Source organism: Fodinicola feengrottensis (genome assembly GCF_039530045.1).
GTDB lineage: Bacteria > Actinomycetota > Actinomycetes > Mycobacteriales > HKI-0501 > Fodinicola > Fodinicola feengrottensis.
The window spans coordinates 176,949-203,236 of record NZ_BAAANY010000015.1; the positions used below are offsets into that span (position 1 = coordinate 176,949).

Consider the following 26,288-nt stretch of genomic DNA (forward strand, 5'->3'; position numbering starts at 1 on the left):
TTTCAGTGGGCTCTGATCACCTTCACTGGTAATTTTTCACCATGCTCGCGATCCCATTGGACCATCCACCGGAGGTCGTCAACATCGGCGTCGGCCGGCACGGAACGGCCCGGCGCACCGACACCTTCCGACTGCCGGAGCTGTGGTCGCTGCATCTCTACTCGTACGACGCGGATCTGTCCGTCGACGGCGTCCCGTACCCGATCCGGCCCGGCTCGGTCAGCCTGGTGCCGCCGGCCGCACAAAGCCACTACCGATATCGCGGGCCGTCCGACCATTTGTACGCACACCTGCGACTCACCGAAGCCGGCGAACGTCAGCAGGTGCCTGTCATGCAGGAGGCCGGCGTCGAGAGTCCGACGCTCGCCGCGCACCTGCGACAAGCCCTGACCGCGTACGCGCAGTCGCCGGCACGGGCGACGGCTGAGGTGTGGGCGGCACTGTGGCGGGTCGCCCGGCTGGGCGGCGTGCCGGCCGAGTCCGGCCCGGCGCCGGTGGCGGTGGCCCGGGCGGTGGCGCTGATCGAGGCCCGGTTGGTGGGTCCCCTCTCGGTCGCCGACATCGCCCGCGAAACCGGCATCTCACACAATCACTTGACCAGACTTTTCCAAGAAGAGATGGGAAAAACGGTGGTCGCGTACGTACGGGAGCGGCGCATGGAGCGGGCCCGTCACCTGCTCCGCGAGACCACCATGTCGATTCCGGCGATCGCCGCGTCGGTCGGCATCGCGGACCTGCAGGCCTTCAACAAGACCTGCCGCCGCGAGTTCGGCGTACCACCTCGACAGCTGCGTTTTGGCGAAAACACATGTTAGAGTCATTCACAATGTAAAAGCATCTGACATGGAGGATCTGCGATGACGAGCGCCGTGACCCACCGCCGGCTCGGCCGGACCGACCTCGAGATCAGCCCGATCGGCATCGGCACGATGCAGATGGCGAACCGGGGCATGGTGACCGCCGCCTACCCGAGCATCACCGCTGATGCGTCCGCCGCCGTCGTACGTGCCGCCATCGACGGCGGGGTGAACTGGTTCGACACCGCGGAAATGTACGGGCGCGGCGAGTCCGAGCGGGCCTTGACGACCGCGCTGCGGACGGCCGGCGCCAACCCCGGCGACGTGCTGGTCGCCACCAAATGGGCGCCGATGCTGCGCACCGCCGCGAGCATCGGGAACACCATCGACACCCGGCTGGCCGCGCTGCAGGGCTACCCGATCGACCTCTACCAGATCCACCACCCGTACGGCGGCTTCTCCTCGATCCCGGCGCAGGTCAGGGCGATGGCGCAGCTGGCGAAGGACAGCAGGATCCGGTCCATCGGGGTGAGCAACTTCTCGGCCGCGCAGATGGAGCAGGCCAGTGCCGTGCTGGCCACGTACGGCCTGACACTCGCTTCCAACCAGGTGAAGATCAACGCCCTGCATCGGAACATCGAGACCAACGGCGTGCTGGCCGCGGCCAACCGCCTCGGGGTCACGCTGATCGCGTACACGCCGTTGGAAAGCGGCATCCTCACCGGCCGTTTCCACGACGACCCCCAGGCGGTCGAATCGCTCACCAGGGTCCGCCGGATCGCCGGTGGTTTCGCCAAGAAGGTCACCCAGGCGACGCCACTGGTCGACGAGCTGCGGGCGGTCGCGAAGGCGCACGACGTGTCGCTGTCGCAGGTCGCGCTCAGCTGGCTCGTCACCTATTACGACGACACCGTCGTGGCGATCCCGGGCGCGTCCAAGCCGCACCAGGCGACCCAGGCGGCGGCCGCGATGAGTGTCCAGCTGAGCGCCACCGAACGGGCCGGGATCGCGGACGCTTCTCGCCGCAGTGGTGCGCTCTGAGTTCGCGGGCCGCGAGGTGTCCGTAAAGTTAAGCGTATGAAACGCGCGGTGAAGCGAGGCCAATACCACCACGGTGACCTGGCCGCCGCCCTGATCGACACCGCCGTCGACCTGATCGCCGAGCGCGGAGTGGCCGGCTTCTCGCTCGCCGAAGCCAGCCGCCGCCTCGGCGTCACCGTCGCCGCGCCCTACCGCCACTTCGCCGACCGCGACGCGCTGCTGGCCGCCGTCGCCGCCCAAGCCGCCACCCAACTCGCCGCCGCGGTGGCCGCCCAAACCCACGGCCTCACCACCCCCACCGAACGCCTGGCGGCCGGCGCACAGGCGTACGTACGCTTCGCCGCCACTCACCGCGCCCTCTTCCAGGCCCTTTTTGCCGCCGGCCTGGACAAAGCCACCCGCCCCGAGCTGGAAAAAGCCGCCGCCCCGCTGGTCGAGGCCCTCTGCCAACCCACCGACACCCTCTGCGGCGGCGGCCCCGACAGCGGCAAAGACCTCACTCTCGCCGTCCTCGCCACGTACCACGGCCACGCCACTTTGTTGCTGGACGGCGCTTTCGGCCCCGGCGAAGACGCCGTCACCGATGCCGCCAACCGGGCCGTTTCGGCGACTCTCGCCCTGGTCGCCGGCCGAGACGCCCTCTGACTGGCGCGGTCGGGCCGGAATGCCCTCATTTGTCACCCCGAAACGTCACCCTCGCGAGAGCCAGCTCCAGGCCGGTTCGAACTCCGAAGCAGGCATCAGATCCGCTTTACTGAAATCTGACTTTTTCATCGCTAAATGGGCCTGGCGACGGCTACCATGCGGACTACCAAGTACGGGCTTGTTTGGTCGTCGCCACGTCGTCCTGCCGGCGGGGTGGTGATCATCGCTTTGGGGGTGTTGGGGCCGGCGTACGTGCAATGGGCAACCCACCCCGAGTTCCACTTCCTCATTTGTGTCGTTGTTGTCACGGTCAGCGTGCTTTTGCTTTTCCTCCCGTTTGGCCTACCCAAGGCTTGATGACGGCATAAATAAGGAGAACGTCGATGATCGACCTCAGCTACGAGATCCCGATGGACCACGCCTTTCTCCGTGGAGTCGTACGGGCAAATGCCGGAAAGCGCATCTGGCTGTCCCGCATCGTCGGCGCGGTTGGAGTCATCGTCGGCGTTTTAGCACTGTTGGCGGGACTCGTGCCCAGCGCGCGCTCGTCGCTGTTTTTCGGTGTGATTCTTGTGCTTCTCGGCGGCTATCTGCTTTTCAGAGTGCGGATCGGGGCCGCGGTGGCGTGGCGGCGGATCGCGAAGATGCCGGCCGGGCAGTGGGCGGTGCGAATCACCGAAGGAGGCATCGAGGAAATCACCCCGGTCGGGCGCGAGCAACATCCGTGGACGTCCATTCGCAAGGTGACCCACACGGACTCGCTGTTCGTTTTCCGGGTGGCAGTGCCGGCCGGCGTGATCGGGATCCCGCGCGCGTCGATGTCGATGCAGGACACCAGAGATCTACACGATCTGCTGGTCCGGCACGGCCTCCGGCAGGCCTGGCCATCCAGTACGGGTGTGCCAAACTAAGCAGTCACAGAGCCAGAAATCAGGTGCTCGATGCCCGCCGGCGAGAGCAGATGGTCGGTGGCGAGGTGGCGGGCCCCTTCCAGGCCGGCGCGTTCAGCGAGGGCGGACGTTTCGATCGTCAGCGTACGGGTGGCAAGCGGCAGCGCGCGGGCGTAGATCGCGCCCCGAATGTCGGCGAGCAAATCCTCGTGCAGCTGCGAAATGCTGCCGCCGACAACGATCCGATTCGGGTTGTAGAAGCTGACAATTGACGCGAGTGCCTCGCCGATTCGTTGGCCAGCCAACCGAACCTGCCGGCGAGCGAGCGGATTTCCCTCCGTCACCAGGCGTACGACGTCCTCCGCGCCGGACGCGGTGAGGCCGGCCGCGCGCAGGGTGCCGGCGATCGCGGCGCCGGACGCGACGGCTTCCAGGCAGCCGGTGTTGCCGCAGTGGCACAGCACGTCGTCGTGGCCAGCCAACCGGAGGTGGCCGATGTCGCCGGCCGCGCCGGCCGCGCCTCGGTGGACTGTTCCGCCAGTCACGATGCCACAGCCGATTCCGGTGCCCACCTTGACAAAAAGCAGGTAGCTGTCGTCCCGGCGGTGCGCGTACTCACCGAGCGCCATCAGGTTCACGTCGTTGTCGACCAGCACCTTCGCGGACAGTCGGCCGGCGAAGAACTCCGGCACCCGACAGCCGTCCCAGCCGGCCATGATTGGCGGCCGGACCACCGTTCCGGTGGCGGCCTCAACCGGGCCCGGCACCCCGATGCTGACGGCCAGCACCTGCTCGACCGGTCGACCAGCGCGTTTGAGCAGGCCGCGGATCAGGTCGTACACCCGCGTCAGCACCCGGCGCGGCCCGATGCCGATGTCCAGGGCCACCGCGGTCTCGGCGAGAACCTCGCCGCCCAGGCCGGCCACCGCCAGCCGACAGTGCCGGGCGCCGAGGTCGACCGCGCACACCACGCCGGTGTCGGTGGCGAGGCGCAGCGCCTTGGGTGGGCGACCTCGGGGCGTAGGGGCCGGATTCGACTCGACCAGCAGCCCGTGCGCGATCAGCACATCCACTCGCTGCGCCACCGCGGCCCGGGAGAGTCCGGTTTCGGCCGCCAGCTCCGCCCGGCGTACGGCCGCGCCGCTCGCGACCAAATGCGCCAGCTCACTGAGCCCGGCGAGCTGGCGCCGGGTCACTCTCGCCATCGACGACCTCCATTTAGGTCAGAAAGTAGCCGAATCTGGAAGGTTGGCAACCTAAAGAATGGCACCTAGGCTTTTTCTTATCACCACGAGCGGAGGACATGACTGATGGCTGGCTCGTTGAGCGTGCAGCTCTACAGTGTTCGCGAGCAGATGGCCGCGGACCGGGACGGCTGCCTGCATCGGCTCGCGGAAATCGGGTACGACGCCGTCGAGCTGTAGGACCCGACCGCGGATCCGCGGGGTTTTCGCCGCGTGGCCGACCAGCTCGGGCTGGGCGTGACCAGCACCCACGCGTACAAACTGCTGCAGGAACCGGAGCTCACGTCGCAAACGCTGGACGACATCGCCACCGTTGGCGCTAGCCTCGCGATCATCCCGGGTGGCATCGCGCACGAGGAGTTCAGCAGCCTCGACGGGCTGCGCCGAACCGCCGACATTCTCAATGGAATAGCCGAAAAGGCCGCCGGCCACCAGATCAGGATCGGTTATCACAATCACTGGTGGGAAATCGAGCCAACCTTCGACGGCCGGCATGCCGTGGAGTTGCTGGCGGACTTGCTGGAACCCAGCCTTTTCCTGGAAATCGACACCTACTGGGCCGCCGTCGGCGGCGCCGACCCGGCCGCGCTGCTGACCCGGCTCGGCGACAAGGTGCTTGCGTTGCACGTCAAGGACGGCCCGGTCCGCCAGGGCGAGCCGCAGGTCGCGGTCGGCACTGGCGCGATGCCGGTGCCGGAAATCCTCGCCGCCGCGCCGAAAGCGGCCCGGATCGTCGAGTTCGACGAGTGCGCGACGGATCTTTTCCAGGCGCTCGCGGCCAGCCGCGACTATTTGGTGGGCCTGGCGTGACCGGACCGGTCGGTGTCGCCCTCGTCGGGGCGGGGGTGATCAGCAAGCAATACCTGGAAAACCTGAGCACGTTCCCGGACGTACGGGTGCTGGGGATCGCCGACCTGGACACCGCCCGGGCCGCCGCGGTGGCCGCCGAGCACGGCGTGCCAGCTTCCGGTGACCTCGACACGATTCTCGCGCTGCCGGAAGTCGAGATCGTCGTCAACCTCACCATCCCGGCCGCGCACGCCGAGGTGGCGATGGCCGCGATCACGGCCGGAAAGCACGTGTACGGCGAAAAACCGCTGGCGATGACCACCGCGGACGGCGCGAAAACGCTCGCCATGGCGGCCGAGGGCGGGCTGTTGGTCGGATCCGCCCCGGACACTTTTCTGGGCTCCGGCCTGCAATCGGCGATCCAGGTGGTGGAATCCGGCGCGATTGGCGAGCCAGTCGCGGCGGCGCTCATCACCCGGGGCCCCGGCCCCGAGCGCTGGCATCCGAGCCCTGCTTTCCTTTACCAGCAAGGCGCCGGCCCGCTGTTCGACATCGGCCCCTACCACCTGACCGCGCTGGTCGCCGCGCTCGGACCGATCGCCCAAGTGGCCGGCCTCGGCCGGCGCGCGCAACCGTGGCGGACAGTCGGCTCGGGGCCGTTGAAGGACACCCGCTTCGAGGTCGAGGTCGATACCCACGTGATCGCCCTGCTCGATTTCGCGGCCGGCCCGAGCGCCAGCGCCACCTTCAGTTTCGACTCGGCGGCACCGCTGGTTTCCCTGGAGATCACCGGCACCGAGGGGGTGCTGAAGCTGCCCGACCCGAACACCTTCGGCGGTCCGGTGCGGGCGTACGCGCGAGGCTCCGCCGACTGGCATGAGGTGCCGGTCAAGGGACATGTCGCCGGCCGTGGCCTCGGGGTGCTGGACCTCGCCCGGGCGGTGCGGACCGGTCAACCGCCGCGGGCGTCCGGTGCGCTGGGAATGCACGTTTTGGAAGCGATGAGCGCGATCCTGGACTCCACTGAGCACGTCGACTTTCGCACCCTGACCTCCACAGTGGACAGACCGGCGGCGCTGCCGGCCGACTGGAACCCCTGCGAGCGCACCCTCAGCTGACCGTGGATCGCGCACAGATGGCAGTTTCTCGAGGGCGGGCGCTGGTGACCAGGCCCTAACGTCCTGGGCATGACGATTCCTCCGGACACCAAGAACTGGACCTGGGTGCTGGGCCGCGACTGCCCGGACTGCGGATTCGACACCCGCGACCTGCCACCGACCGCGGTTGGCCAGCTCCTACGCGACAACGCCACCGCCTGGCACACCGTGCTGACAGCGTCCGAAAAAGTCCGCGAACGCCCGTCGCCGCAGGTCTGGTCGGCGCTGGAGTACGGCTGTCACGTACGAGACGTTTTCGGTATTTTCGCTGGCCGGCTTGACTTGATCCTCACCAAGGACGACCCGACCTTTCCGGACTGGGACCAGGACGCGACCGCGGTGGAAGATCGCTACGAGGAACAGGAACCGGCTACAGTGGCCGCGGATTTGGTGAGCAATGCCGAAAAGCTGGCCGCCGGTTTCGACGCAGTGACCGGCCCGCAGTGGCAGCGGACCTGCCATCGCAGCGACGGCTCGGATTTCACCACCGAAACCTTCGCCCGCTATCTGGCCCACGACCCGGTCCACCACCTCTACGACGTGACAGGAAACCGTTCCTTACGGTAATAGCCTGTTGGCCGATTTCGTCCTTCTTTGTTGCTCCCTTCGCCTGTCGATCATGTGCGTACGACAGGATCGGGTTATGCCCACGAATGAGGAGCTTTCATGCGCTTCACCGGTCTTCGCCTGATCGCGGTCGCCGGCGCCCTCGCCGCGTGCGCCGGCTCGCTGGCGGCCGCCGCGCCGGCCGCCGGCCAGCCATCCGTCGACCTCGGCGTACGACTGAACCAGGTCCAGGTCATCGGCACCCACAACAGCTACCACCGCGAGCTGACCTGGGCGGAAAAGGTCGAGCAGACCAAGACCGACCAGAACGCGTGGAATCTCTGGTATTCGCACGCCTCGCTGCCAGTGCAGTTCGCGTCCGAGTCGGTCCGCCAGATCGAGCTGGACGTGATGCCGGACAGCGACGCCGGTGGCCTCTACACGCATCCTTTGGTACGCACCGATGCCGGCCTCGGGCCGCTCACCGACCCGGACATGGCCAAGCCAGGCATCAAAATCATGCACTGGGCCGACCACGACTACAACAATTCCTGCGCCACGCTGGTGAAATGTCTCAGCCAAACCAAGGGCTGGTCAGACGCCCACCCTGGGCACGTGCCGATTGTCGTGCTGATCGAACTAAAACAAACCGACCCGGCGATGGAGGCCCGCGGCGGTCCGAAGAGCCCACCATGGGACACCAAACGTTTCGCCGATCTGGACAGCGAAATCCGCTCGGTCATCCCAACGAACCAACTGATCACGCCCGACACCATCCGGCGGCCTGGTCTCACCCTGGAACAGTCGGTGCTTCGGTACGGCTGGCCAACTCTCGCGCAGTCGCGCGGAAAGTTTCTCTTCCTGATGGACAACAAGGACCCGCAACAGCAGGCGCCCTACCTGGACGGCAGGCCGAGCCTGCAGGGCCGGGTGCTGTTCACCGACTCCGCGCCCGGCCGCGCCGACGCGGCTTTCCTGGAGCAGAACGACCCGACCGGCCCGAACACCGCGCACATCCAGGACTGGGTCCGGCGCGGATATTTCGTTCGTACGCGTGCGGATGAGCCTTTCGACGCCGCCTCCACCGGCAGCACCGCGCGGCTACAGGCCGCGCTGGCCAGCGGCGCCCAAGTCGTCAGTACGGACTTCCCGATCGCCGGACTCTCGGCCCGCTATGGCAGCGATTACGTGGCCCCACTGCCCGGACGCGTACCGGCGCGCTGCGATCCGGTGTCGGCGCCACGCTTCTGCGCGTACCAGCCGCTGGACCTGGCAGGCTAAAGAAACAGCTGGAACGGCGCGGAAAGTCCGCGCCGTTCCGGTTTTTCTCAGGACCTGACTTGACCGTGCGAGGGATCGCCGGCCGGCACCGGGGACAGGAACCGCAGGTCCACCGGCTTCGCCATTTTTCCTTTCAGCGCCACGTTCATCTCGGCCAGCGCGGGCAGGCCACCGTGCTTGGTCAACGCCTCCTGGCTGACCCACTGTTCGATCATCACGAACCCGTCGGCGTCCTCGTTCAGCGAATAGAGCTGACAGCCGTCCTCGGCGTGCACCTTCGGGACAATGCTGGTGAGAATCTCGCGGACCTCATCACGATGTTCGGGCTTGGGATGCAGCAAAGCAACAACGACAACGGGCACGACGGGTCCTCTCAGGCGATCTTCAGGTCGACGGTGATGTTTCCCTTGGTGGCACGCGAATACGGGCAGACCTCGTGCGCGGCCGCGGTCAGTTCCTGCGCTTTCTCGGCTTCCACACCCGGAAGTTTCACGATCAACGTCACGGCCAGCCCGAAAGCTTGGCCCTCCGGACCGATGCCGACCTGGGCGGTCACCTCGGAACCGTCCACATTGGCCCTGGCCCGGCGCGCGACGACCCGCAGCGCGCTGTGGAAACAGGCCGCGTAACCGGCCGCGAACAACTGCTCCGGGTTGGTGCCTTCACCCGTACCACCCATCGCTGGCGGCATCGCCAGGTCGAGGTCAAGCTGCTTGTCAGACGACGTGACATGACCGTTGCGGCCGTCTCCAGTCGACAACGACTCTGCTGTGTAGAGAATCTTTTCCGGCATGACGCACCCTTTCGTTCCGGCAGGGCTGACCTGCTCACACTATGGGAACAAGGGCGAGTCGCATCTTGTGCCGTGGCGTACGACTCAGTCCGCGACGGACGCGGCCGCGAGGCTTCCGAGCAGCGCCAGCGCATCGGCCGTACCGGTGTCCGGCACCGCTTGGTAGATCTTCAGCTCGTAGTCGGGCGAGGCGTTGATGGTCAGCGATTCGTAGAGCAGATGCACAGTGCCAACCTCACGGTGGTGCAGCGTGACCCGCGCGCGGGTCTTGCGGCGCACCTCGGCGCCCGCCCAGAGCTGGCGGAACTCGTTGCTTCCCAACGAAAGCTCGCCGACCAGCGCGACCAGCTCGGGGTCGTCCGGATCCGCTCCGGCGGCACTGCGCAGTGCGGCCACCGTCCGGCGCGCGGTGTATTCCCAGTCGTCGTAATACGCTTTTGCCGCCTCTTCCAGGAAAACGAACCTGGTGAGGCTGTCGCTGTACCGATAGCCGGCATGCAACGCCTGGCCGAGTTGGTTGCCGGCGACCACATTCAGCAACCGGTCGACAATGAGGGCCGGGGTGTCGCGCCACTGGTCGATCAGGCTCAGCAGCATCGGGCTGACCGGCTCCCGGTCGGGCCGCTTCGGGTGCAGCCGTACGCCCGCGGCAGCCACCGAATGCAGGTAACTCCGGGCCTCCGACTCCAGCTCCAGCGCCTTGGCCAACGCGTCCAGGACGGCCTCGGACGGATGCTGCTCGCGGCCCTGCTCCAGCCGTGTGTAGTAGTCGGCGCTCATGCCGGCCAACATCGCGACCTCTTCCCGGCGCAGGCCCGCGACCCGGCGCCGCCCGGTCACTGGCAGGCCGGCCGCCGCCGGCGAGACCTGGGCCCGGCGGGCCCGCAGGAACTCCCCAAGGTGGTTGCTGGTCGTCACGCACCTGAGCGTACGTCCGCGTGCCGGTCCCTGCCTGGGTGTGCCGCACCCAGGAACAACGTGCCCAGGCCGGAGCCCGTTTCGGCTCGTACGGTCGGACCTGCGAGCAATCATCGAAAGGGACACCCCATGTCAGTCTGGTTCATCACCGGCACCTCCCGCGGACTCGGCCCGGGACCTCGCGCTCGCCGCGTTGCACCGCGGCGACCAGGTGGTCGCGACCGCCCGTAAGGCCGTTTTTGACGGACCCAGCAACGAAAACCTGGAAGTCGTCGAGCTGGATGTGACCGATCCAACGCAAGCGCAAACGGCCGTGGAGGCCGCTGTCGCAAGATTCGGGCGTATCGACGTGCTCGTCAACAACGCCGGCTACGGCGTGCTCGGCGCGGTCGAGGAGACCTCGGACGCCGAGGCGCGGGACATGTTCGACGTCAACGTCTTCGGGCTGGTCACGGTGACCAAAGCCGTGCTGCCTGTCCTGCGCGAACAGCGGTCCGGGCACATCATCAACATCGGCTCCATCGGCGGGTTCGCCGCCGGCGTGGGGTCCGGCTTGTACGCGGCCACCAAGTTCGCCGTCGAGGCGATCACCGAATCGCTGGCCGGCGAGGTCGGGCCGCTCGGGATCCGGGTCACCGTGGTGGAACCAGGCGCGTTCCGTACCGACTTCCTCACCCCGGAAAGCATCCGTCCGGCGGCCGTGACGCTGCCCGACTACGACGGGACCGCGGGTGTCGCCCGGCGAACGCTGATCGCGGCAGATGGCCGGCAGGCCGGCGACCCGGGCAAGGCCGCCGAGGCCATTGTCGAGCTCGCGCACGCCAACAACCCGCCACTGCGGCTGCAGCTCGGCCCGGACAGCATCGCCCGGGTGGAGACCAAGCTCACGTACGTACGCACCGAACTCGACGCCTGGCGACACGTCGGCTCCGGCACCGACTTCAGCTGAAACCGCGCTGGTTCGTTACCGTCGGCGGGATGCAACCGTTCTCGGCGGCCGCAGGGTCAGCCCTGTGAAAGCTTCACCAAGAGCTCGCAGGGGGATTTCTTACGCCGCCGTGTGCTCCAGCCAGTGGTCGGCCAGGTCGCGGTCGCCGGTGATCGTGACCTGGCCGGCCGGCAGCCGTCGGGTGAGTACCAACAACAGCTGCCCGATGGGACCGGCCAGTGTCGCGTCTGCGGTGTCCGTGGCGCGCACCCACCGCACGCCGTCGGGAGTGCGGGTGATCAGCCAGCCCAATCCCGTGTCGGGGCGGAGCTGGAGGGTCTGGCCGGTGCCGCGCAGTGCTGAGAAGGCCGGTTTCAGCGTCGGCGTGACCGGATCGGACAGCAGCTCCAGCCACTCGCTGATCGCGTCGGCCGCGAGGTCCGGCGCCACCTCGAATGCGGTGCCGGTGGCGAACGCCGCGTCCGCGTGGTGCACGGTCGTGTCGTGGAGCATCCGGCGCAGCCAGAACGTCGCCGGTCGCGGGCCGAAGAACGTCCACACCGGATCTTCGGCGGCAGTCAGCACCGCGTCGGTGAGGTCCGCGGCGCCCTCATGCAGCCAGTTGGACCACTCGCCGGGCGAGCCGGGGTCCGCGTCGAACGGTTCCGGAACCGGGGTCGGCCCGGCCTGGACGATGTCCGCCGCCCAGCGGTGTGCCTGGCCAATGTGTCCGACCAGCACCCGCAGCGGCCACTCCGGACAGGTGGGCACCCGGGCCTCCGGGTCGACGCCGGCCACCGCCTTTGCGAACCCGGCGGTGTGCTCGTGCAGTCCCTCGACAAGTCGTGCGGTATCCATGGCCGTACCGTAAACACTCCACTCGACTGGAGATTCAACCGACAGTGACCGACGACACACTCGGGATCGGCGACCTGGCGCGGCGGACCGGCGTGCCGGTCCGTACGATCCGCTTCTACAGCGACGAGGGGCTGCTGTCGCCCGCGCGTAGCGTCGGTGGACACCGCCGATTCGACCCGGCCGCAGTCAGCCGCCTGAACCTGGTCCGGCGGCTGCGCGGGCTCGGACTGAGCCTGCAGTCGATCATGGAAGTCCTGGCCGGACAGCGGTCCCTCGACGACGCCGTGGCCGCCGAGCGCGCCGCGCTCGACCGCGAGGTGGCGACGCTGGGCTGGCGACGCTCGATGCTCCGCGCGGTCGAGCAGGCCCCGCCCACTGACCGCGCCGCCCGGCTGGAACTGCTGTCGGCGGTGGCGGACGGGTTCGCCGCGCACGACGCCCTCGTCCGCCTCTGGCACCCGATGACCACCGGACCGATCCCACCGGACACGGCCCGCATGTTCCTCGACATCAGCGCGCCGCGGCCGCCAGAGCTGCCGACCCCAGCGCAGGTGGTCGCGTACGCCGAGCTAGTTCTGCTCGCCACCGACCGCACGCTCGCGACCCAACTGCGGGCCAGCACGCTCGTCAACCACGACCGCATCGCCGACCTCGGCGCTCTCCACGCCGCCGTCGGCGCCGCCTGCGAGCTGGCGTTCGGGCAGGTGGCGGCCGGAGCTCGACCGGAACCGGGGCCCGCACTCGACCTGTTTGTCGCGGCCCACGCCGCCGCGCTCGGCACCGGCGACACCCCGGAGTTCCGGCGCGTGTTGAACCGGCGCACCGCCGCCGACCGGCACCCGCGGTTGCGCCGCTACTGGCATCTCGCCGGCGAGATCACCGGCGAACCTGCGCCGGTCGGTGTCACCCACACCTGGCTGCTCGACGCCCTGGACGGCTCGGTCAGCTGACCGCGCCACTGCCCTGAACCACACGAACAGGAGACTTAACGTGCTCAGCGGCGCCTTCGAGGCATGCGTCATGCATGACGCTTGCCGGTTTTCCCTTAGAATTCCCGGATTTCGCTGGTTCCGTCCGGGTGGCCGATCACGGTGGCGGCGGCGATGCCGATGAAAAGACCGTGTTCGACGACCCCCGGGATCGGGTTCAACCTGGCCGCCAGCGCCGGCGGGTCGGCAATTTCCTCCAAATACGCGTCAAGGATGTAGTGCCCGCTGTCGGTACGCAGATATTCACCGTCTTTCAAGCGAATCTCCAGTCGTACGTCCGAATAGCCGAATTCGGCGAAAACGGCCCGCAGGTGCCGTTCGGTGCTTCGCCAGCCAAACGGCACCACCTCGATCGGCAGCGGGAACTTCCCCAGTTTTTCCACCACCTTGCTGTCGTCCACCACCGCGATCATCTTCTTTGACGCGGTGGCGACGATTTTCTCCCACAGCAGGGCCGCGCCGCCGCCCTTGATCATGTTTCCGCTCGGGTCGATCTCGTCGGCGCCATCAATGGTGATGTCGAGTTCGGGCACCTCGTTGAGATCCGCCACCCGTACGCCGACCTCGGTCGCCACGTCCAAAGTGGACGTTGAGGTCACCACCCCGACGATGTCGAGGCCGTCCCGCACCGGCTGGGCCAGCGATCGTACGAACCAGTGGGACGTGGTGCCGGACCCGAGCCCCACCCGCAGGCCGTCGGCGAGGTATTCGGCGATGGCCCGCTCCCCGGCCGCCCGCTTGGCGTCGTCCTGATCCCCCACTGCCGCTCCAGCCCGTCGATTTCCGTTGTGCTTCGACCGTACCGTGTGGGCCTGGCGGCCGGTCAGCGGGAAATGCGCAGAACGTACCGATGATGTGAGCCGCGAATCACCGGCCAGCGGCCAGTACGGTGACGCCATGGCCGTGCCCGACCTGGTTTTCCCCGCCGAAGCGTCCGAGCTGCTCGGCGCGGAGGGCACCCTCCGGGTCCGGGACCGGGTCTGCGCCAGCGGTTATTGCCCGCGCTGCAAGGAACCCTTCGACGGCCGGCCGCTCTCGGCCAGCGTTGGCGTTTCGGACGACCTGGTGGTCACCGTCGCGTTCCACGCGGACTGCCAACCGGCCCAGGTGAGCGCCGATCCGGCCGCGGTCGCCGCCCCGACCGATCTGTTCTCCAGCTCCGCGGTGGGTCGTCTGGTGCCCAGCACGTATCTGGACGAAAACGGCGCCGGCCAGCGGTTCGTGCCTTTCGTGCTGATCCATCCCGGGCATGCGATCGTACGGCTGCGGCGCAGCGAGGGCGGCTGGCGGATCGCCGACCTCGACGATTTCGAGACCGCCGGTTTTCGCCGGATGGACAGCGAAAACAAGCAACGGCTGGAGCCCGACCCGGCGCTCACCTGCGAGGCTTTCATGGACGAGATCATCATGAGAGGCCCCGGAAAACAGCGCTGGAGCGCGACCGTCGACGACACTTTCGCTGGTCTGGTCCAAGAACGCGGCGGGCTGATGGTGTGCGTCAGCACCGCCTGGGATCCGGATCCGCGGTTGGAAGAGGACGACCAGCATCCACTGTGGTTCGCCAGCACCGATGTCGTACACGCCTGGTATCGCTGGGTTTTCAGCTAACCAGCGGGCGGACTTCCTCGGCCACGAAACGTACGAAGCCTTCCGGGTCCGGCTCGTCGGCGGTGTGCTGGAGAATCACCGTGTCAGCACCGGCATCGGCCACCGCTCGTACGGCCGCCGCCACGGTTTTCGCGCTCACGCCGTCCTGATATTCCGGTACCGGGGGCTCATTCCAGCGTGCCAGCTCGGCCTGGATCCGCGCGGACGCGTCCGGCCCGGTGGCCGCGTGCAGGTAGACGGTCAGTTCGTGGCGGTCCTCCCGACCGCCGGTGGCGCGTCCTTCGTCGATCAGCGCGCGGGCCCGGCGGACAATATCGGGGCGACTGCTGGCATCCAGCACAGTTCCATCGGCCGCTTCACCGGACAGCCGCAACGACCGGGGCCCGGTGGCACCCACGAAAACTGGCGGCGCGGACGCCGGCGGCCAGTCCAGCGCCACGTCGGTCAGCTGCACATAGCGACCGTCGGTGGTCACCCGCTCGCCGCGCAACAACGCCCGCATCGCCGCGAGATTTTCCCGCAGCAACGTCATCGGCGATGCCACCTTCACCCCGGCCTGCGCCATCCACTCCTGATTGCCGTGACCCACTCCAGGAATGAACCGGCCCGGGAAAAGCCGTTCCAGGGTGGCGATCTCCATCGTGGTCATCGCCACATTGCGCATCGGGACCGGAAGGACCCCGACGCCCACTCGCAACCGATCGGTGCCAGCCAGCGCGGCGGCCGCGCTCGCCATGCCGGCCTGGAAAAAACAGTCCTCCCACAACCAGAGCTCTGCCAAGCCCGCGTCGTTCGCCGCACCCGCCACCGCCGGCAGCCGTTCAGGAGCCAACTGCGGCCTAAAGACCGCACCAAGTTTAGTCACAGAGATCATTCTTACGGGATGGCATTCGGCCAAACAAGTGCGTCACATCATCGTCGCATTTCCGCCAGATCGAGACGGCCTTCGCTGTTCTAGTGAAGTGGTGTCAACTGTAGAAGCTCGCAGCCCACTAGCCAGCTGGCTGGCCGTCAGCTCCGTCATGATGGGGATATTCTCCATCGTCACCACCGAAATCCTGCCGATCGGCCTGCTGACTCCGATCGCATCGGCTTTCCACATCCCGGCTGGAGTGGCGGGCTGGACCATGACGATGCCCGGAATCGTCGCCGCCGTCGCCGCGCCCGCCGTCACCGTCGCCACCGGCCGGCTCGATCGCCGGGTCATGCTGTGCGTTCTGATGATTCTGTTGGCGGTGGCCGATTTTCTCGCGGCTACGGCAGCTGCCTACTGGACGATGCTGCTCGCCCGTACGCTCGTGGGCCTCACCATCGGCGGCTTCTGGTCGATCGGAGCCGGCCTGTCGAACCGGCTCGTGCCGGCACGGAAAGGCTTGGCCACCGCGGTGATTTTCGCCGCTGTCCCGCTCGGTTCGGTCCTGGGCGTACCAGCCGGCACCCTGATCGGTGAGTTGGCCGGCTGGCGTGCGGCTTTCCTGGTGATGGGAATTCTGACAGTCGGTGTGGTGGTGGCACTGATCATCTTGTTGCCACCACTGCCAGCCGTCCACGCGACGGACCTTGCCAGCTTGTGGAATGTGTTGCGCAGCAGGAAAGCACGGCCAGCATTGGTCGTGACATTTCTACTGGTTCTCGCGCATTTCGGCACGTACACATATGTGACGCCGTTCCTCCACCAGGTCACCCATCTCGACGCTGGCCTGATCAGCCCCTTCCTGCTGGGGTACGGCGGCGCCGGCATCGTCGGCACCTTTCTGGCCGCTCGTTGGCCGACTTTTCCTTTAAGTGCCGCACTGCTGGCCGGAGCCACACTGTTGTTGCCGATATTCGGCGGATCACCGGCCGGCGCGCTCGGCCTGCTGATCATGTGGGGAATGGGGTATGGCGCCGTACCAGTTTGCTCGCAGGCCTGGTTCTCCCGAGCCGCCCCAGCCGCGCCGGAAGTGGCCACCGTACTTTTCACGTCGTCCTTCCAAGCGACGATTTCAGTGGGTGCACTGCTCGGCGGCATAGTCGTGGACGCCACCTCACCTTCGATCGTGATGCTTTGCGGCGGTGCGGTCGCCCTGATCGCGGTGTTGTTCGCCAACGTCGCACGCTGGCCAGAACCGGACGTTTCGGTTACGTAGTCCGGAAATTTTGCGGAATTCGTCGACAACGGCACGTATTTATTTGGAACAACGTTGACAACCACCGATCTGGCGCAGAATGTCGTTAGTTGTTCACCTTGTCGTCGACCCGACGCGGCAGTCTTGAGCATTCCCACTGTGGTCCAGGAAGGGTCATCCATGCCCCGTATCCCGCTGCCCGTACGAGTCGTGGCGACGGTCGCCAGCGCACTGCTGGTTTCCTCGGTCGGTGCCGCGCTAACCGCCGCACCAGCCGGGGCCGCCACCGTGCACCGGATCCTTTTCGACAACACCAAGGCCGAGACCGCCGGCAACGCCGACTGGATCATCAGCACCAGCCAACCGGATCCGACCGCCCAGAAAGCCGCGCCGGTCGCCGAAACCGACTGGACCGGCGCCATTTCCGCGTGGGGTGTCGCACTGCAGCGTACCGGCCAATACAGCCTCAAAACCCTGCCGGCTGGCAACACCATCACGTACGGGAACACCAGCAACGCACTGGACCTGTCGAATTTCGACGAGTTCGTGCTGCCCGAGCCGAACGTCCTGCTCAGCTCGGCGGAAAAGGCCGCGGTGCTGCATTTCGTCCAGAATGGTGGCGGACTTTTCCTGGTATCCGACCACAACGGCAGCGACCGCAACAACGACGGCAAGGACTCGCCGGCCATCATCAACGATTTGATGACCAACAACGGCGTCGACAACACCGACCCGTTCGGTTTCTCGGTCGATCTGAAGAACATCGGCAGCGACCACCCGGTGGCGATCAGCGACTCCACCAACCCGGTCCTCAACGGATCCTTCGGGACGGTGCACCACAGCCTGATCGCGAACGGCACCACCTTCACCCTGAAACCGGCCGACAATCCAGCCGTCAAAGGCCTTCTCTACCTGAGCACCGCCACCCCGGGAAACACCAACGCGTTCTTCGTCACCAGCACGTTCGGCTCCGGCCGAGTGGCGATCTGGGGTGACAGCTCCACCATCGACGACGGCACCGGCCAGTCCGGCAACACCCTCTTCAACGGCTGGACCGACCCCACCGCGGACAACGCCGCACTGGGCCTGAACGCGACCGCCTGGCTGGCCGCCGCCAGCACCGGCGGTGGCGGCGGGACCAACGACTGCACCAGCCCAGGCCAGAAACTGGCCAACCCGGGCTTTGAATCCGGCGACACCACCTGGACCGCCAGCAGCGGGGTCATCGCCCAACACGGCACCGCCGAACCAGCCCACACCGGCACCTGGGACGCCCGCCTCGACGGCCTCGGCACAGCCCACACGGACACCCTCTCCCAGTCCGTCGCCCTTCCCGCCAACTGCACCTCAACCCTGTCCTTCTGGCTCCACATCGACACCGCCGAAACCGGCACCAAGGCGTACGACACGATGAATGTCCAGCTGCTGAACACCTCCGGAGCCGTACTGTCCACAGTGGCCACCTACACCAACGTGAACCCGAATTCCGGCTACCTGCAACACAGTTTCGACGTTTCCGCGTACGCGGGCCAAACTGTGACCCTTCGCTTCGCCGGAACCGAGGGCAGCATCAAGCAGACCGCTTTTGTTTTGGACGATGTCGCCGTTACCGCTGCTTAGGTTTTCTCCATCACGCTGCTGGCCCCGGCGCCGAGCGCCGAACAAAGTCCCACACTCGGCACTGAGGGAGGTACAAAGTCCCACACTCGGCGACTCGGGCCCCCCAGGGGCGAACCCCGTTCCTCGCCGGGAAGATGGATGCCGCGCACCCGCGACGGCATGAGGAGAGTTCATGAGCGAGCCGAGCCACCAGTACGACGTCATCGTGGTCGGTGGCGGGCCGACCGGGGAGAACGCGGCCGCTCGGGTGGTGGAGGCGGGCCTGTCGGCGGCGATGGTGGAGAGCGAGCTGGTCGGCGGGGAGTGCTCATATTGGGCCTGCATGCCGAGCAAGGCGCTGCTGCGGCCGGCCGCCGCGCTCGCGGACGCGAAGGCGGTCGCCGGGTCGCGGGAGGCGGTGACCGGCACGTTGGACGCGGCGGCGGTGCTGGCGAGGCGGGACGATTTTGCGACGCATTGGAAGGACGACGGCCAGGTCGCGTGGGCGGAAGGCGCCGGCATCACGGTCGTCCGCGGACATGGCCGGTTGACCGGTGAGAAGCAGGTCACGGTCGGCGAAGCGGAGTTGACCGCGGCCCACGCGGTCGTCCTGTGCACCGGCTCGGACGCGGCGCTGCCGGCAATCGAGGGCATCGCGGACATCGGCGTGTGGACCAGTCGTGAAGCGACTTCGGCGCAGGCCGTGCCGGGCCGGCTCGTGGTGATCGGTGGCGGGGTGGTCGGGTGCGAGATGGCGGCCGCTTGGTCCGCGCTCGGCTCGCAGGTCACCATGCTCGTACGCAGCGGACTGCTCGGCGGGCTGGAGCCGCTCGCTGGCAAGGCGGTCCAAGCGGGGCTGAAGGCGGCCGGTGTGGACGTACGCTCCGGCGTCCAGGCCACCGACGTCGTACGGGAAGCGGGCATGGTGGTCGTGACCTTGGACAACGGCCAGACGCTGGAGTGCGACGAGCTGCTGGCCGCCGCCGGTCGCCGGCCCAAGACCGACGACCTCGGGCTGGAAACCGTCGGGCTGCGGCCGGGCAGCTGGCTGGACGTGGACGACACCTGCCAGGTGACCGCCGTCGACGGCGGCTGGCTCTACGCGGCTGGGGACGTAAATCACCGGGCACTGCTCACCCACATGGGCAAATACCAGGCCCGCGTGTGTGCAGCCGCTATTGTCGCTCGCGCACAGAAACAGGAATTGCCAATTAAGCCGTACGTCCCGTGGACGGCGACAGCGGATCGTACGGCGGTGCCGCAGATTGTCTTTACTCATCCCGAAGTCGCCGCGGTCGGGATGACCGAACGACAGGCTCGCGCGGCCGGCCTGCGGGTACGGGCCGTCGAATATCCGATCGGCCGGGTGGCCGGTGCCTCCCTTTATGCCGATAGCTACGACGGCACCGCGAAAATGGTTGTCGACATCACCCGCGATGTCATTGTCGGAGTGACGCTCACCGGCCCCAACGTCGGCGAGCTGATCCACGCCGCCACCGTCGCGGTCGTCGGCGAGGTCCCGCTGTCTCGACTCTGGCACGCCGTTCCGTCCTATCCGGCGGTCAGCGAGATCTGGCTTCGCCTTCTGGAGACGTACGGCCTCTGAAGGTAGGGTGAGCGCCATGGCGATCGTGACGCCGGGATTTCGAGGCCGGCGAGGTGGCGCTGAGGTCAAGCTGCCGCCTGGGCAGTATTTGGCGGAGGATTTTCCGGTGCTCTCGGCCGGCCCGACACCGCGGATTCGGACGGACCGATGGGAATTCCTCATCACCACCGAAACCGGCCAGAAACACACCTGGTCATGGGCTGATTTGCTCGCGCTGCCCAGCCAAACGCCGACGGTCGACATCCACTGCGTCACCAAATGGTCGAAGCTGCGGACGAACTGGCAAGGTGTTTCACTCGACACCCTTATGGAAGACGTCGAGAGCGCCGCCGATTACGCGCTGGTGCACTCGTACGGCGGCTATACGACAAACCTCCCGCTGGAGGATCTGCTCGACGGCCAGGCGTGGGTGGTTTACCAGTACGACGGGGATGATCTGCATCCTGAGCATGGCGGCCCGGCCCGGTTGCTGGTGCCGCACCTGTATTTCTGGAAGTCCGCCAAATGGATTCACGGCATCGAGTTGCTGCTGGAAGACGAACCGGGTTTCTGGGAAACCGTGGGATATCACAACTACGGCGATCCGTGGCTCGAGCAACGTTACCGAGGAGACTGATGGCTCCCCGACTGGCCTGGCGGGTGGCCAAGCTGGTGGAAAGCCGGCCGGAAACCGACTCGGCGCACACGCTGGTGCTGGAGGTGCCGGACTGGCCGGGACACCTCGCTGGGCAACATGTGGACGTACGACTGACCGCCGAGGACGGCTATTCCACTCAGCGCAGCTATTCCGTCGCGGGTCCAGCGAACGGCGATCGCATCGAGCTGACCGTGCAGCGGCTCTCCGATGGCGAGGTTTCTCCTTATCTCACTGACGTTTTCGCGCCGGGCGATCCGATCGAGCTGCGCGGCCCGGTGGGCGGCTGGTTCGTCTGGCGGCCGACCGCGACCGAGCCGGTGCTGCTGGTGGCCGGCGGTTCCGGGATCGTGCCGCTGATGGCGATGATCCGAGCGCGCCGGGAAGCCGGCAGCCGGGTGCCCTTCCGGCTGATTTATTCGGTGCGTACGCCCGAAGACGTTTATTACGCGGCCGAGCTTCGGCGCGGCGCACCCGGCCTGGACATCGCTTATGTCCACACCCGGACAGCGCCCGAGCAAGCCCGCCGGCCGGCCAAGCGGATCGGTTTGCCAGACGTCACCACACATGGCTGGCCACCAGACTTCCAGCCAACGTGTTTTGTGTGTGGTCCCACCGGTTTCGTGGAGACAGTCGCCGACATCCTGGTCGCGGTCGGCCACGATCCGCAGCGGGTGAAAACCGAGAGGTTCGGATAGAAATGGCATATCAGGACGGAAACGCGCTGGCCGGCCCGCTCTCGGAGATCTTCGCCGTCGACGTGACGTCCGCGGTCAGCACCTGCGCTGGCTGCGGTCGCGCAGGGGTTGTCGCGTCACTACGCGTTTTCTGGCACGCGCAGGACGCCATCGCACGCTGTCCCGGCTGCGAGAGTGTCATGTTGCGGCTGGTACGCGTGCAGGGCGAGCTTTGCCTCGACTTCACCGGCATGACTCACCTGCGAATCCCCGCCTGAAGCTCGTTCGCCGACGACGAAGCTACCCTCTGAGGGTGACAAATCTGGAAGAGCGGCCGGTGGCCGAGCGATACGAGACGCGCGAGGTGCCGCTGGGCGGAGTCCGCGGGATGTCCGTACGCCGAACCCTCCCGCAGCGCGCGCTGCCGACCGTCGGCGCGTGGTGTTTCCTCGACCAGTTTGGCCCGCAGCGGACCCAAATGCGGGTGCTGCCGCATCCGCACATCGGCCTACAGACGGTGACCTGGCCGCTGACCGGCGAGATCCGGCACCGGGACAGCCTCGGCAGCGACGCTGTGCTGCGGCCGTCGCAGCTCAACCTGATGACCAGCGGTCGTGGGGTGGCACACTCGGAGTTTTCCCTGACCGGGGACCAACTCCTGCACGCTCTGCAGCTCTGGGTGGCGTTACCGGCGGACCGCGCGGCTGGCCAGCCGGCTTTCGAACGGCACCCGGATTTGCCAGCGTACGAGACAAAAGGTCTCGTCGCGACCGTTATCATCGGCGCGCTCGGCGACGCCACCTCACCGGCGACCGCGTACACACCGCTGCTCGGCGCTGACCTCGCGCTGACTGCCAGCGCGACCATCCCACTACGCAAGGACTTCGAGCACGCCGCCCTGGTTCTGGACGGCTTCGTCACGATCGCCGGCCAGTCGGTCGAGCCGGGCCTGCTGCTCTATCTCGGCACCGGACGCGACGAGCTCCGACTGGGCACCGACGGGACGGCTCGGGTGCTGTTGCTGGGCGGCGAGCCTTTCCCGGACAACCTGGTGATGTGGTGGAACTTCGTCGGCCGGAGCCACCAGGAAATCGCGGCAGCCCGCGATGACTGGGAAACCCACGACCACGACCGGTTCGGCCTGGTCGCCGGGCACGGCAGCGACCGGATCCCAGCCCCGCCGCTGCCCGCCGTCCGCCTCACTCCGCGTCATCGCGCCTGACCAGAAAGTCGCGCTCGCACCGATCGTGACCGTAGTCGCATCGATGTGATGACATTTACCAATGGTGCGTTTTGTCCATCGCCGGCACAATACCCGCGACACCGTCACCCAGACAGTTGAACGGAGATCCACCTGCGATGTCGTTATTCAAACGCCTGGCTGGCGCTATTGCCGTAGCTGCCGCGATCCTGATGATCGCGGCACCGGCGACCGCCGCACCCGCCACTCAGGGCGTGCCCTGCACCTCCACCGAATTCGCTCAAATCGACGCGTTCGCAGGTCATTTCTGCTATGCGTATGCCGGAAATATCAACGTCGATGAACAGGTCTGGACCTTCGACAGCGGCAACAACGCCGGCTACTTCGTCTTCGACGCCCCACTCAACAGTTGCATTCACTGCACCCAGCCATTCCACAAATACCAGCACTTCTATTTCCAGAACTCGGTCCATATCTGGACGCTGCACATCAACTAGCAACTTCTGACCCTCGGTTGGCCGAATGTCCCCCATGCGTGCGTTGAACGCATGGGGGACATTCGGATGAGGGCGACCTTCCAAGGCGGCTAGTGGACGCCAGCGGTGATGGCGGCGACGAGGTCCTCGCCGGTGTACGCTTCGCCGCCGAGTCCCCAGCCACCATCGGGGGCGTTGAGGATGTTGACCCAGGTGTTCCCGCGGTCATGACCGTCCACTGTGGACGAATCGACAATTTTGGTGGCGGCCTGGATAAAAGCAGCCCGCGCCTGGACCGTGCCGAGCCCGATGTTCGGCAGCTTCAATTCGACCATCACCACGGGGCGGTTGATCCCGCCGGCGTAGATGTGCTGCGGCGCGAGGACGTGCACGGTGCCGCCAACCATGGCCGTGAAGGCGGTGTTGCCGGTGAGGCCGCTGACCTCGACCAGCGCGGCGGTCAACCGCGGCAGGATCTCGCGCTCGCCGGCTGTGGTGAGTACGCCCTGCGGGGCGGTGACGGTGATCGGCATGAAAGAACCCTTCACTAGAGACTAGCTAGTACGTCCGTACTAGTGCTGTCAGCATGCAGTAGGATGGCCGTACTAGTCAAGGGGGCAGATCCAATGGCAGGCGACACCCGTACCCGGATGATCGAGGCGACGGTGGCGGCGCTGCAGCGACAGGGGGTCGCCGGCATGTCGTTCACCGGCGTGCTGCACGGCAGCGGGGCCGCCCGCGGCGCGATCTACCACCATTTCCCGGGCGGCAAGGCGCAAATCGTCGCCGAGGCCGCCGCGCGCAATGGCCAGGACGTACGAGCGCATTTGGCGGAACTGCCGGCGGACAGCCCGCCAGCCGTCGTTGAGGCCTTCCTCGCGGCCATCAGGCCCGTCGTCGAGGCCTCGGCCTCAGGAGGCGGCTGCGCGGTCGCGGCCGTCACCGTCGATCCCGGCGACGACGGCACGCTTCGGGAGGTCGCCGCCACCGCTTTTGCCTCCTGGGTCGACCAGCTCGCGGAGCGGCTCGCCGCCGCGGGCGTTCCGTCCGGCGAGGCCACCGACCTCGCCGCCACCTTGATCACCTTGCTCGAGGGCGCGCACGTGCTGTGTCGGGCCGCCGGCACGCTCGACCCTTTCGAGCGAGCCGCCCGTACGGCCGCGGACCTCACCCGAAGCCGCTATCCGGTTAGCTTTTGATGAGTGGCGCGTCCCGCGAGATCTCCTGGAACCCGACGCTGTCATAGAGCCCGCGTGCCCGGGGATGCCCCGGCGCTCCCAGGCAGGCAACCGTCATGTGGGTCGCTCCGGCCGCCCGCGTCAGGTGCATCCCATGCAGAAGCATCGCTCGCCCGAGTCCCAGCCGCCGGTAGCCCGGATGCGTTCCGACCGGCTCGAACTCGGCTGTCTTGTTCGCTTCATCGAGCCACATGATCGTCGAGGACGCCATCGTGCCGTCCGGCGCCTCCACCAGAAGATGCAGGTCGCCTCGATAGGCCGCCATCTCTCGTACGCCCTGGTAACCCTCCGCCGTGTAGCTCGATGGCGCCCAGGCGTCGAGATGAGCCTGCACCGCGGCTTCCGGGCCGGCCTCGTCCGCCGTACGGAACCGGAATCCGGCCGGCAGCGCCGGTTCTTCCAGGTCGACGAGGTCCCGTTGGTTGAGCTGCGTCCAGGACCCGGCGTCGCCCAGGGCGGCCGGATCGTCTTGGTAGCCGTGCGCGGCCCATCGCCGCAGGGCGAACTCGTCGGCCGAACTCGGCAGCACTGTCCGCACGAGGCCAGCGGCAACGCCGTCGTACCAGTCGATCACCTCGTCGACCAAACCAGCGTGATCGGGGTGAATCTGATGCGCCAGATAGGCGTCGGTCACGTCCTTCACCGACCCGTCGCTCCGCCTCACCTGGTGCGGCAGCTGGGCCCAGCCCCACGCCACCAGATCACCGCCAGCGAACCACAGCTGGCGCTGCCAGGTCGCGCCGTCGCTCGCGTACCCCTTTCCCCAGCTCCAGGCCAGCTCACCGTACGACGCATCGCTGCCGATCAGATCCGGGCGGACGGCGGTGACACGCTGCGCCAGTTCCTGCATCAGCCGTACGTCCGCGGCGGTCAGAAGGTCCATGTTTGCCACTGTTCCAGGACTGCGCAGAGCCGTCGAACCGTTTTCCGGTCAGGTCGCCAGCCAAGAGGTGATTTGTTGGTGAAGGCGAGTACGTGTGGACGCGGGCGCGAAAGACGCGTCGACAGCGGCTCGGGAAAAGCCGGCCAGGGTTTCGTCGTCATAGCCGAATATTTCGCGTACGCGGGAGAATTCGTCGGTCAGCGTGATGCCGAGAACGTTCGGGATGTCGGTGTTGAGGGTGACTGTGAGGCCTGCGTCGACAAGCCGCGGCAGCGGATGGTCCGCGTACGACTTGGCGAAACCGAGCGCCACATTCGAGGACGAACAGACCTCCAGCGCCAGCTGGCTGTCCCGTACGCGCGCGACCAGCTCATTGTCGTCCAGGACCCGAATGCCGTGGCCGAGCCGCTCGGTGTGACCTCGATCGATGGCCTCGCGAATGCTCCCGGCGCCCTCGGCCTCGCCGGCGTGATGAACAAGGTGGATTCCTGCCTCGCGAGCGTCTTCGAGGACGGCGGCAAAAGGTTCGAGCGGGTATGACTCTTCGCCAGCCACCCCAATCGCCACCACGCCGGCGTACTTTTCGGCTAGCCACAGGGTTTCTCGGCACCGCTGGACGGATCGGCGGCGCGAGTGGTCGAGAATCACCTGGCATTCCAGCCCGGTCAACCGCTGCCCGTCGGCCAAGCCCTCCAGGACGGTTGCGAGCGGCATCTCCAGGTCACCGAGCCGCTCGCCATGCGAGGCCGCGGTAAAGGTGACCTCGGCGTACTGGGTGCCCTGGGCCGCCTCGTCTTCGCAGAATTCCCTTGCTACTCGCCGGAAATCCTCGGGTCGGCGGAGGCAGTCGCGTACGAGCGCGTTGTAGTCGGCGAACTGCCGAAAATCGGCGAAATCCATTGCCTCGCCGTCGCGGTGTGATGGTACGTCCACGCCGTTCGCCGCGCCGAACTCGGCGAGCGTCGACCACCGGACGGTGCTTTCGAGGTGGACATGCAGATGTGCTTTCGGCAGCTGGCGAAGGTCGCGCATGAGGCTGACAATAGGCCGCCCGATGTGCGCCGGCATCCGGATTTTGTTTCAGAGCACAAAATGACGGGACCGCTTGTCGAAACAAGCGACCCCGTCATGAAGTAAGTCCGGCGGCGTCCTACTCTCCCACACCGTCACCAGTGCAGTACCATCGGCGCTGAGAGGCTTAGCTTCCGGGTTCGGAATGGAACCGGGCGTTTCCCTCTCGCTATGGCCACCGAAACGCTATGGAGTTAACAAACCCGCACTCACACTTTCCCGCGAAGGAAAGGGTGCTGGGCGTGCCTCCAGAACCGTATAGTGAACGTAGTCGCAGCAGTATGAATCTTTGGTAATTGGTCAAGTCCTCG

The 26,288-nt window shown here is 67.0% G+C and carries 30 protein-coding genes and 1 rRNA gene; 20 read left to right on the top strand and 11 right to left on the bottom strand.

Annotation, left to right across the window (positions count from 1 at the left end):
- Positions 1-41 precede the first annotated feature (41 nt).
- The 4 genes from ABD301_RS21335 (at position 42) to ABD301_RS21350 (ending at position 3,394) form a co-directional block, all read left to right on the top strand.
- Positions 42-815 (top strand): helix-turn-helix transcriptional regulator, encoded by a 774-nt coding sequence (locus tag ABD301_RS21335; RefSeq protein ID WP_344312065.1) that lies wholly within the window; start codon positions 42-44, stop codon positions 813-815.
- Positions 816-857: 42 nt separating this feature from the next.
- Positions 858-1,838, top strand: coding sequence for an aldo/keto reductase (locus ABD301_RS21340; RefSeq protein WP_344312066.1), 981 nt, complete (start codon positions 858-860; stop codon positions 1,836-1,838).
- A 36-nt stretch (positions 1,839-1,874) separates the two neighbouring features.
- On the top strand, positions 1,875-2,483 hold the full coding sequence (locus ABD301_RS21345) for a TetR/AcrR family transcriptional regulator (RefSeq protein ID WP_163573055.1): 609 nt from the start codon (positions 1,875-1,877) through the stop codon (positions 2,481-2,483).
- Positions 2,484-2,866: 383 nt separating this feature from the next.
- The gene (locus tag ABD301_RS21350; RefSeq protein WP_344312067.1) at positions 2,867-3,394 is read left to right on the top strand and encodes a YcxB family protein; all 528 of its coding nucleotides are present in this window, start codon (positions 2,867-2,869) and stop codon (positions 3,392-3,394) included.
- Here the strand turns inward: ABD301_RS21350 and ABD301_RS21355 are convergent.
- Positions 3,391-4,578: an ROK family transcriptional regulator gene (locus ABD301_RS21355; protein ID WP_344312068.1), complete on the bottom strand. Its 1,188-nt coding sequence runs from the start codon at positions 4,576-4,578 to the stop codon at positions 3,391-3,393. The genes ABD301_RS21350 and ABD301_RS21355 overlap by 4 nt on opposite strands.
- 252 nt (positions 4,579-4,830) lie before the next feature.
- On the opposite strand from ABD301_RS21355, the gene ABD301_RS21360 reads away from it, so the two are divergent.
- The 4 genes from ABD301_RS21360 (at position 4,831) to ABD301_RS21375 (ending at position 8,390) form a co-directional block, all read left to right on the top strand.
- Positions 4,831-5,427, top strand: a complete 597-nt coding sequence (locus tag ABD301_RS21360) for a sugar phosphate isomerase/epimerase family protein (RefSeq protein WP_344312069.1) — start codon at positions 4,831-4,833, stop codon at positions 5,425-5,427.
- On the top strand, positions 5,424-6,524 hold the full coding sequence (locus ABD301_RS21365) for a Gfo/Idh/MocA family protein (RefSeq protein ID WP_163573051.1): 1,101 nt from the start codon (positions 5,424-5,426) through the stop codon (positions 6,522-6,524). Before ABD301_RS21360 ends, ABD301_RS21365 begins: the two co-directional genes overlap by 4 nt.
- A gap of 69 nt (positions 6,525-6,593) precedes the next feature.
- Complete coding sequence (locus ABD301_RS21370) at positions 6,594-7,130, top strand: DinB family protein (protein ID WP_163573050.1); 537 nt, start codon at positions 6,594-6,596, stop codon at positions 7,128-7,130.
- A gap of 99 nt (positions 7,131-7,229) precedes the next feature.
- On the top strand, positions 7,230-8,390 hold the full coding sequence (locus ABD301_RS21375; RefSeq protein WP_344312071.1) for a phosphatidylinositol-specific phospholipase C1-like protein: 1,161 nt from the start codon (positions 7,230-7,232) through the stop codon (positions 8,388-8,390).
- Positions 8,391-8,437: 47 nt separating this feature from the next.
- On the opposite strand, the gene ABD301_RS21380 is transcribed toward ABD301_RS21375, so the two are convergent.
- The 3 genes from ABD301_RS21380 to ABD301_RS21390 form a co-directional block, all read right to left on the bottom strand.
- On the bottom strand, positions 8,438-8,752 hold the full coding sequence (locus ABD301_RS21380) for a putative quinol monooxygenase (RefSeq protein WP_344312073.1): 315 nt from the start codon (positions 8,750-8,752) through the stop codon (positions 8,438-8,440).
- Between the two features lie 11 nt (positions 8,753-8,763).
- On the bottom strand, positions 8,764-9,183 hold the full coding sequence (locus ABD301_RS21385) for an organic hydroperoxide resistance protein (RefSeq protein WP_163573048.1): 420 nt from the start codon (positions 9,181-9,183) through the stop codon (positions 8,764-8,766).
- An 84-nt stretch (positions 9,184-9,267) separates the two neighbouring features.
- Positions 9,268-10,101: a helix-turn-helix transcriptional regulator gene (locus ABD301_RS21390; protein WP_163573047.1), complete on the bottom strand. Its 834-nt coding sequence runs from the start codon at positions 10,099-10,101 to the stop codon at positions 9,268-9,270.
- A gap of 193 nt (positions 10,102-10,294) precedes the next feature.
- Between ABD301_RS21390 and ABD301_RS21395 the strand changes: the two genes are divergently transcribed.
- A complete protein-coding gene (locus ABD301_RS21395) occupies positions 10,295-11,050 on the top strand; it encodes an SDR family NAD(P)-dependent oxidoreductase (protein ID WP_279582867.1) in 756 nt (251 codons plus the stop codon).
- 99 nt (positions 11,051-11,149) lie between these two features.
- On the opposite strand, the gene ABD301_RS21400 is transcribed toward ABD301_RS21395, so the two are convergent.
- Positions 11,150-11,887 (bottom strand): maleylpyruvate isomerase family mycothiol-dependent enzyme, encoded by a 738-nt coding sequence (locus ABD301_RS21400; RefSeq protein WP_344312074.1) that lies wholly within the window; start codon positions 11,885-11,887, stop codon positions 11,150-11,152.
- Between the two features lie 44 nt (positions 11,888-11,931).
- Between ABD301_RS21400 and ABD301_RS21405 the strand changes: the two genes are divergently transcribed.
- A complete protein-coding gene (locus tag ABD301_RS21405; RefSeq protein ID WP_163573045.1) occupies positions 11,932-12,837 on the top strand; it encodes a MerR family transcriptional regulator in 906 nt (301 codons plus the stop codon).
- Between the two features lie 95 nt (positions 12,838-12,932).
- Here ABD301_RS21405 and rpiA read toward each other — a convergent pair whose 3' ends face one another.
- Positions 12,933-13,637, bottom strand: a complete 705-nt coding sequence (gene rpiA / locus ABD301_RS21410) for a ribose-5-phosphate isomerase RpiA (RefSeq protein WP_344312076.1) — start codon at positions 13,635-13,637, stop codon at positions 12,933-12,935.
- A 136-nt stretch (positions 13,638-13,773) separates the two neighbouring features.
- On the opposite strand from rpiA, the gene ABD301_RS21415 reads away from it, so the two are divergent.
- Positions 13,774-14,484 carry a hypothetical protein gene (locus ABD301_RS21415; RefSeq protein WP_163573044.1) on the top strand — a complete coding sequence of 237 codons (711 nt, stop codon included), beginning with the start codon at positions 13,774-13,776 and terminating at the stop codon, positions 14,482-14,484.
- On the opposite strand, the gene ABD301_RS21420 is transcribed toward ABD301_RS21415, so the two are convergent.
- Positions 14,477-15,358 (bottom strand): LLM class flavin-dependent oxidoreductase, encoded by an 882-nt coding sequence (locus tag ABD301_RS21420; protein ID WP_344312078.1) that lies wholly within the window; start codon positions 15,356-15,358, stop codon positions 14,477-14,479. The two genes, ABD301_RS21415 and ABD301_RS21420, sit on opposite strands and share 8 nt — an antisense overlap.
- 91 nt (positions 15,359-15,449) lie before the next feature.
- Between ABD301_RS21420 and ABD301_RS21425 the strand changes: the two genes are divergently transcribed.
- The 8 genes from ABD301_RS21425 to ABD301_RS21460 all read left to right on the top strand — a co-directional run bounded on the left by ABD301_RS21425 (position 15,450) and on the right by ABD301_RS21460 (position 22,806).
- On the top strand, positions 15,450-16,613 hold the full coding sequence (locus tag ABD301_RS21425) for an MFS transporter (RefSeq protein WP_344312080.1): 1,164 nt from the start codon (positions 15,450-15,452) through the stop codon (positions 16,611-16,613).
- Between the two features lie 159 nt (positions 16,614-16,772).
- The gene (locus ABD301_RS21430; RefSeq protein WP_163573042.1) at positions 16,773-18,212 is read left to right on the top strand and encodes a hydrolase; all 1,440 of its coding nucleotides are present in this window, start codon (positions 16,773-16,775) and stop codon (positions 18,210-18,212) included.
- 172 nt (positions 18,213-18,384) lie between these two features.
- Positions 18,385-19,797, top strand: coding sequence for a dihydrolipoyl dehydrogenase family protein (locus ABD301_RS21435; RefSeq protein WP_344312082.1), 1,413 nt, complete (start codon positions 18,385-18,387; stop codon positions 19,795-19,797).
- Between the two features lie 16 nt (positions 19,798-19,813).
- Complete coding sequence (locus ABD301_RS21440) at positions 19,814-20,413, top strand: sulfite oxidase-like oxidoreductase (protein ID WP_344312084.1); 600 nt, start codon at positions 19,814-19,816, stop codon at positions 20,411-20,413.
- On the top strand, positions 20,413-21,129 hold the full coding sequence (locus tag ABD301_RS21445) for a ferredoxin reductase (protein ID WP_279582860.1): 717 nt from the start codon (positions 20,413-20,415) through the stop codon (positions 21,127-21,129). Before ABD301_RS21440 ends, ABD301_RS21445 begins: the two co-directional genes overlap by 1 nt.
- A gap of 2 nt (positions 21,130-21,131) precedes the next feature.
- Positions 21,132-21,386 (top strand): DUF6510 family protein, encoded by a 255-nt coding sequence (locus tag ABD301_RS21450; RefSeq protein ID WP_344312086.1) that lies wholly within the window; start codon positions 21,132-21,134, stop codon positions 21,384-21,386.
- 35 nt (positions 21,387-21,421) lie between these two features.
- Positions 21,422-22,330, top strand: coding sequence for a pirin family protein (locus tag ABD301_RS21455; protein ID WP_344312087.1), 909 nt, complete (start codon positions 21,422-21,424; stop codon positions 22,328-22,330).
- 137 nt (positions 22,331-22,467) lie between these two features.
- Positions 22,468-22,806 carry a hypothetical protein gene (locus ABD301_RS21460; RefSeq protein ID WP_344312089.1) on the top strand — a complete coding sequence of 113 codons (339 nt, stop codon included), beginning with the start codon at positions 22,468-22,470 and terminating at the stop codon, positions 22,804-22,806.
- A gap of 89 nt (positions 22,807-22,895) precedes the next feature.
- Here the strand turns inward: ABD301_RS21460 and ABD301_RS21465 are convergent, their stop codons facing one another.
- The gene (locus tag ABD301_RS21465) at positions 22,896-23,318 is read right to left on the bottom strand and encodes a hypothetical protein (RefSeq protein ID WP_163573039.1); all 423 of its coding nucleotides are present in this window, start codon (positions 23,316-23,318) and stop codon (positions 22,896-22,898) included.
- A gap of 93 nt (positions 23,319-23,411) precedes the next feature.
- Between ABD301_RS21465 and ABD301_RS21470 the strand changes: the two genes are divergently transcribed.
- Positions 23,412-23,984, top strand: a complete 573-nt coding sequence (locus tag ABD301_RS21470; RefSeq protein WP_344312091.1) for a TetR/AcrR family transcriptional regulator — start codon at positions 23,412-23,414, stop codon at positions 23,982-23,984.
- Here ABD301_RS21470 and ABD301_RS21475 read toward each other — a convergent pair.
- The 3 genes from ABD301_RS21475 to rrf all read right to left on the bottom strand — a co-directional run bounded on the left by ABD301_RS21475 (position 23,974) and on the right by rrf (position 26,160).
- Entirely contained in the window at positions 23,974-24,906 is a 933-nt protein-coding gene (locus tag ABD301_RS21475; protein WP_279582859.1) for a GNAT family N-acetyltransferase, read from the bottom strand. The genes ABD301_RS21470 and ABD301_RS21475 overlap by 11 nt on opposite strands.
- A gap of 48 nt (positions 24,907-24,954) precedes the next feature.
- Positions 24,955-25,938 carry an adenosine deaminase gene (add, locus tag ABD301_RS21480; RefSeq protein ID WP_163573068.1) on the bottom strand — a complete coding sequence of 328 codons (984 nt, stop codon included), beginning with the start codon at positions 25,936-25,938 and terminating at the stop codon, positions 24,955-24,957.
- A gap of 105 nt (positions 25,939-26,043) precedes the next feature.
- Positions 26,044-26,160, bottom strand: a 5S ribosomal RNA gene (gene rrf / locus ABD301_RS21485).
- Positions 26,161-26,288: the final 128 nt, after the last annotated feature.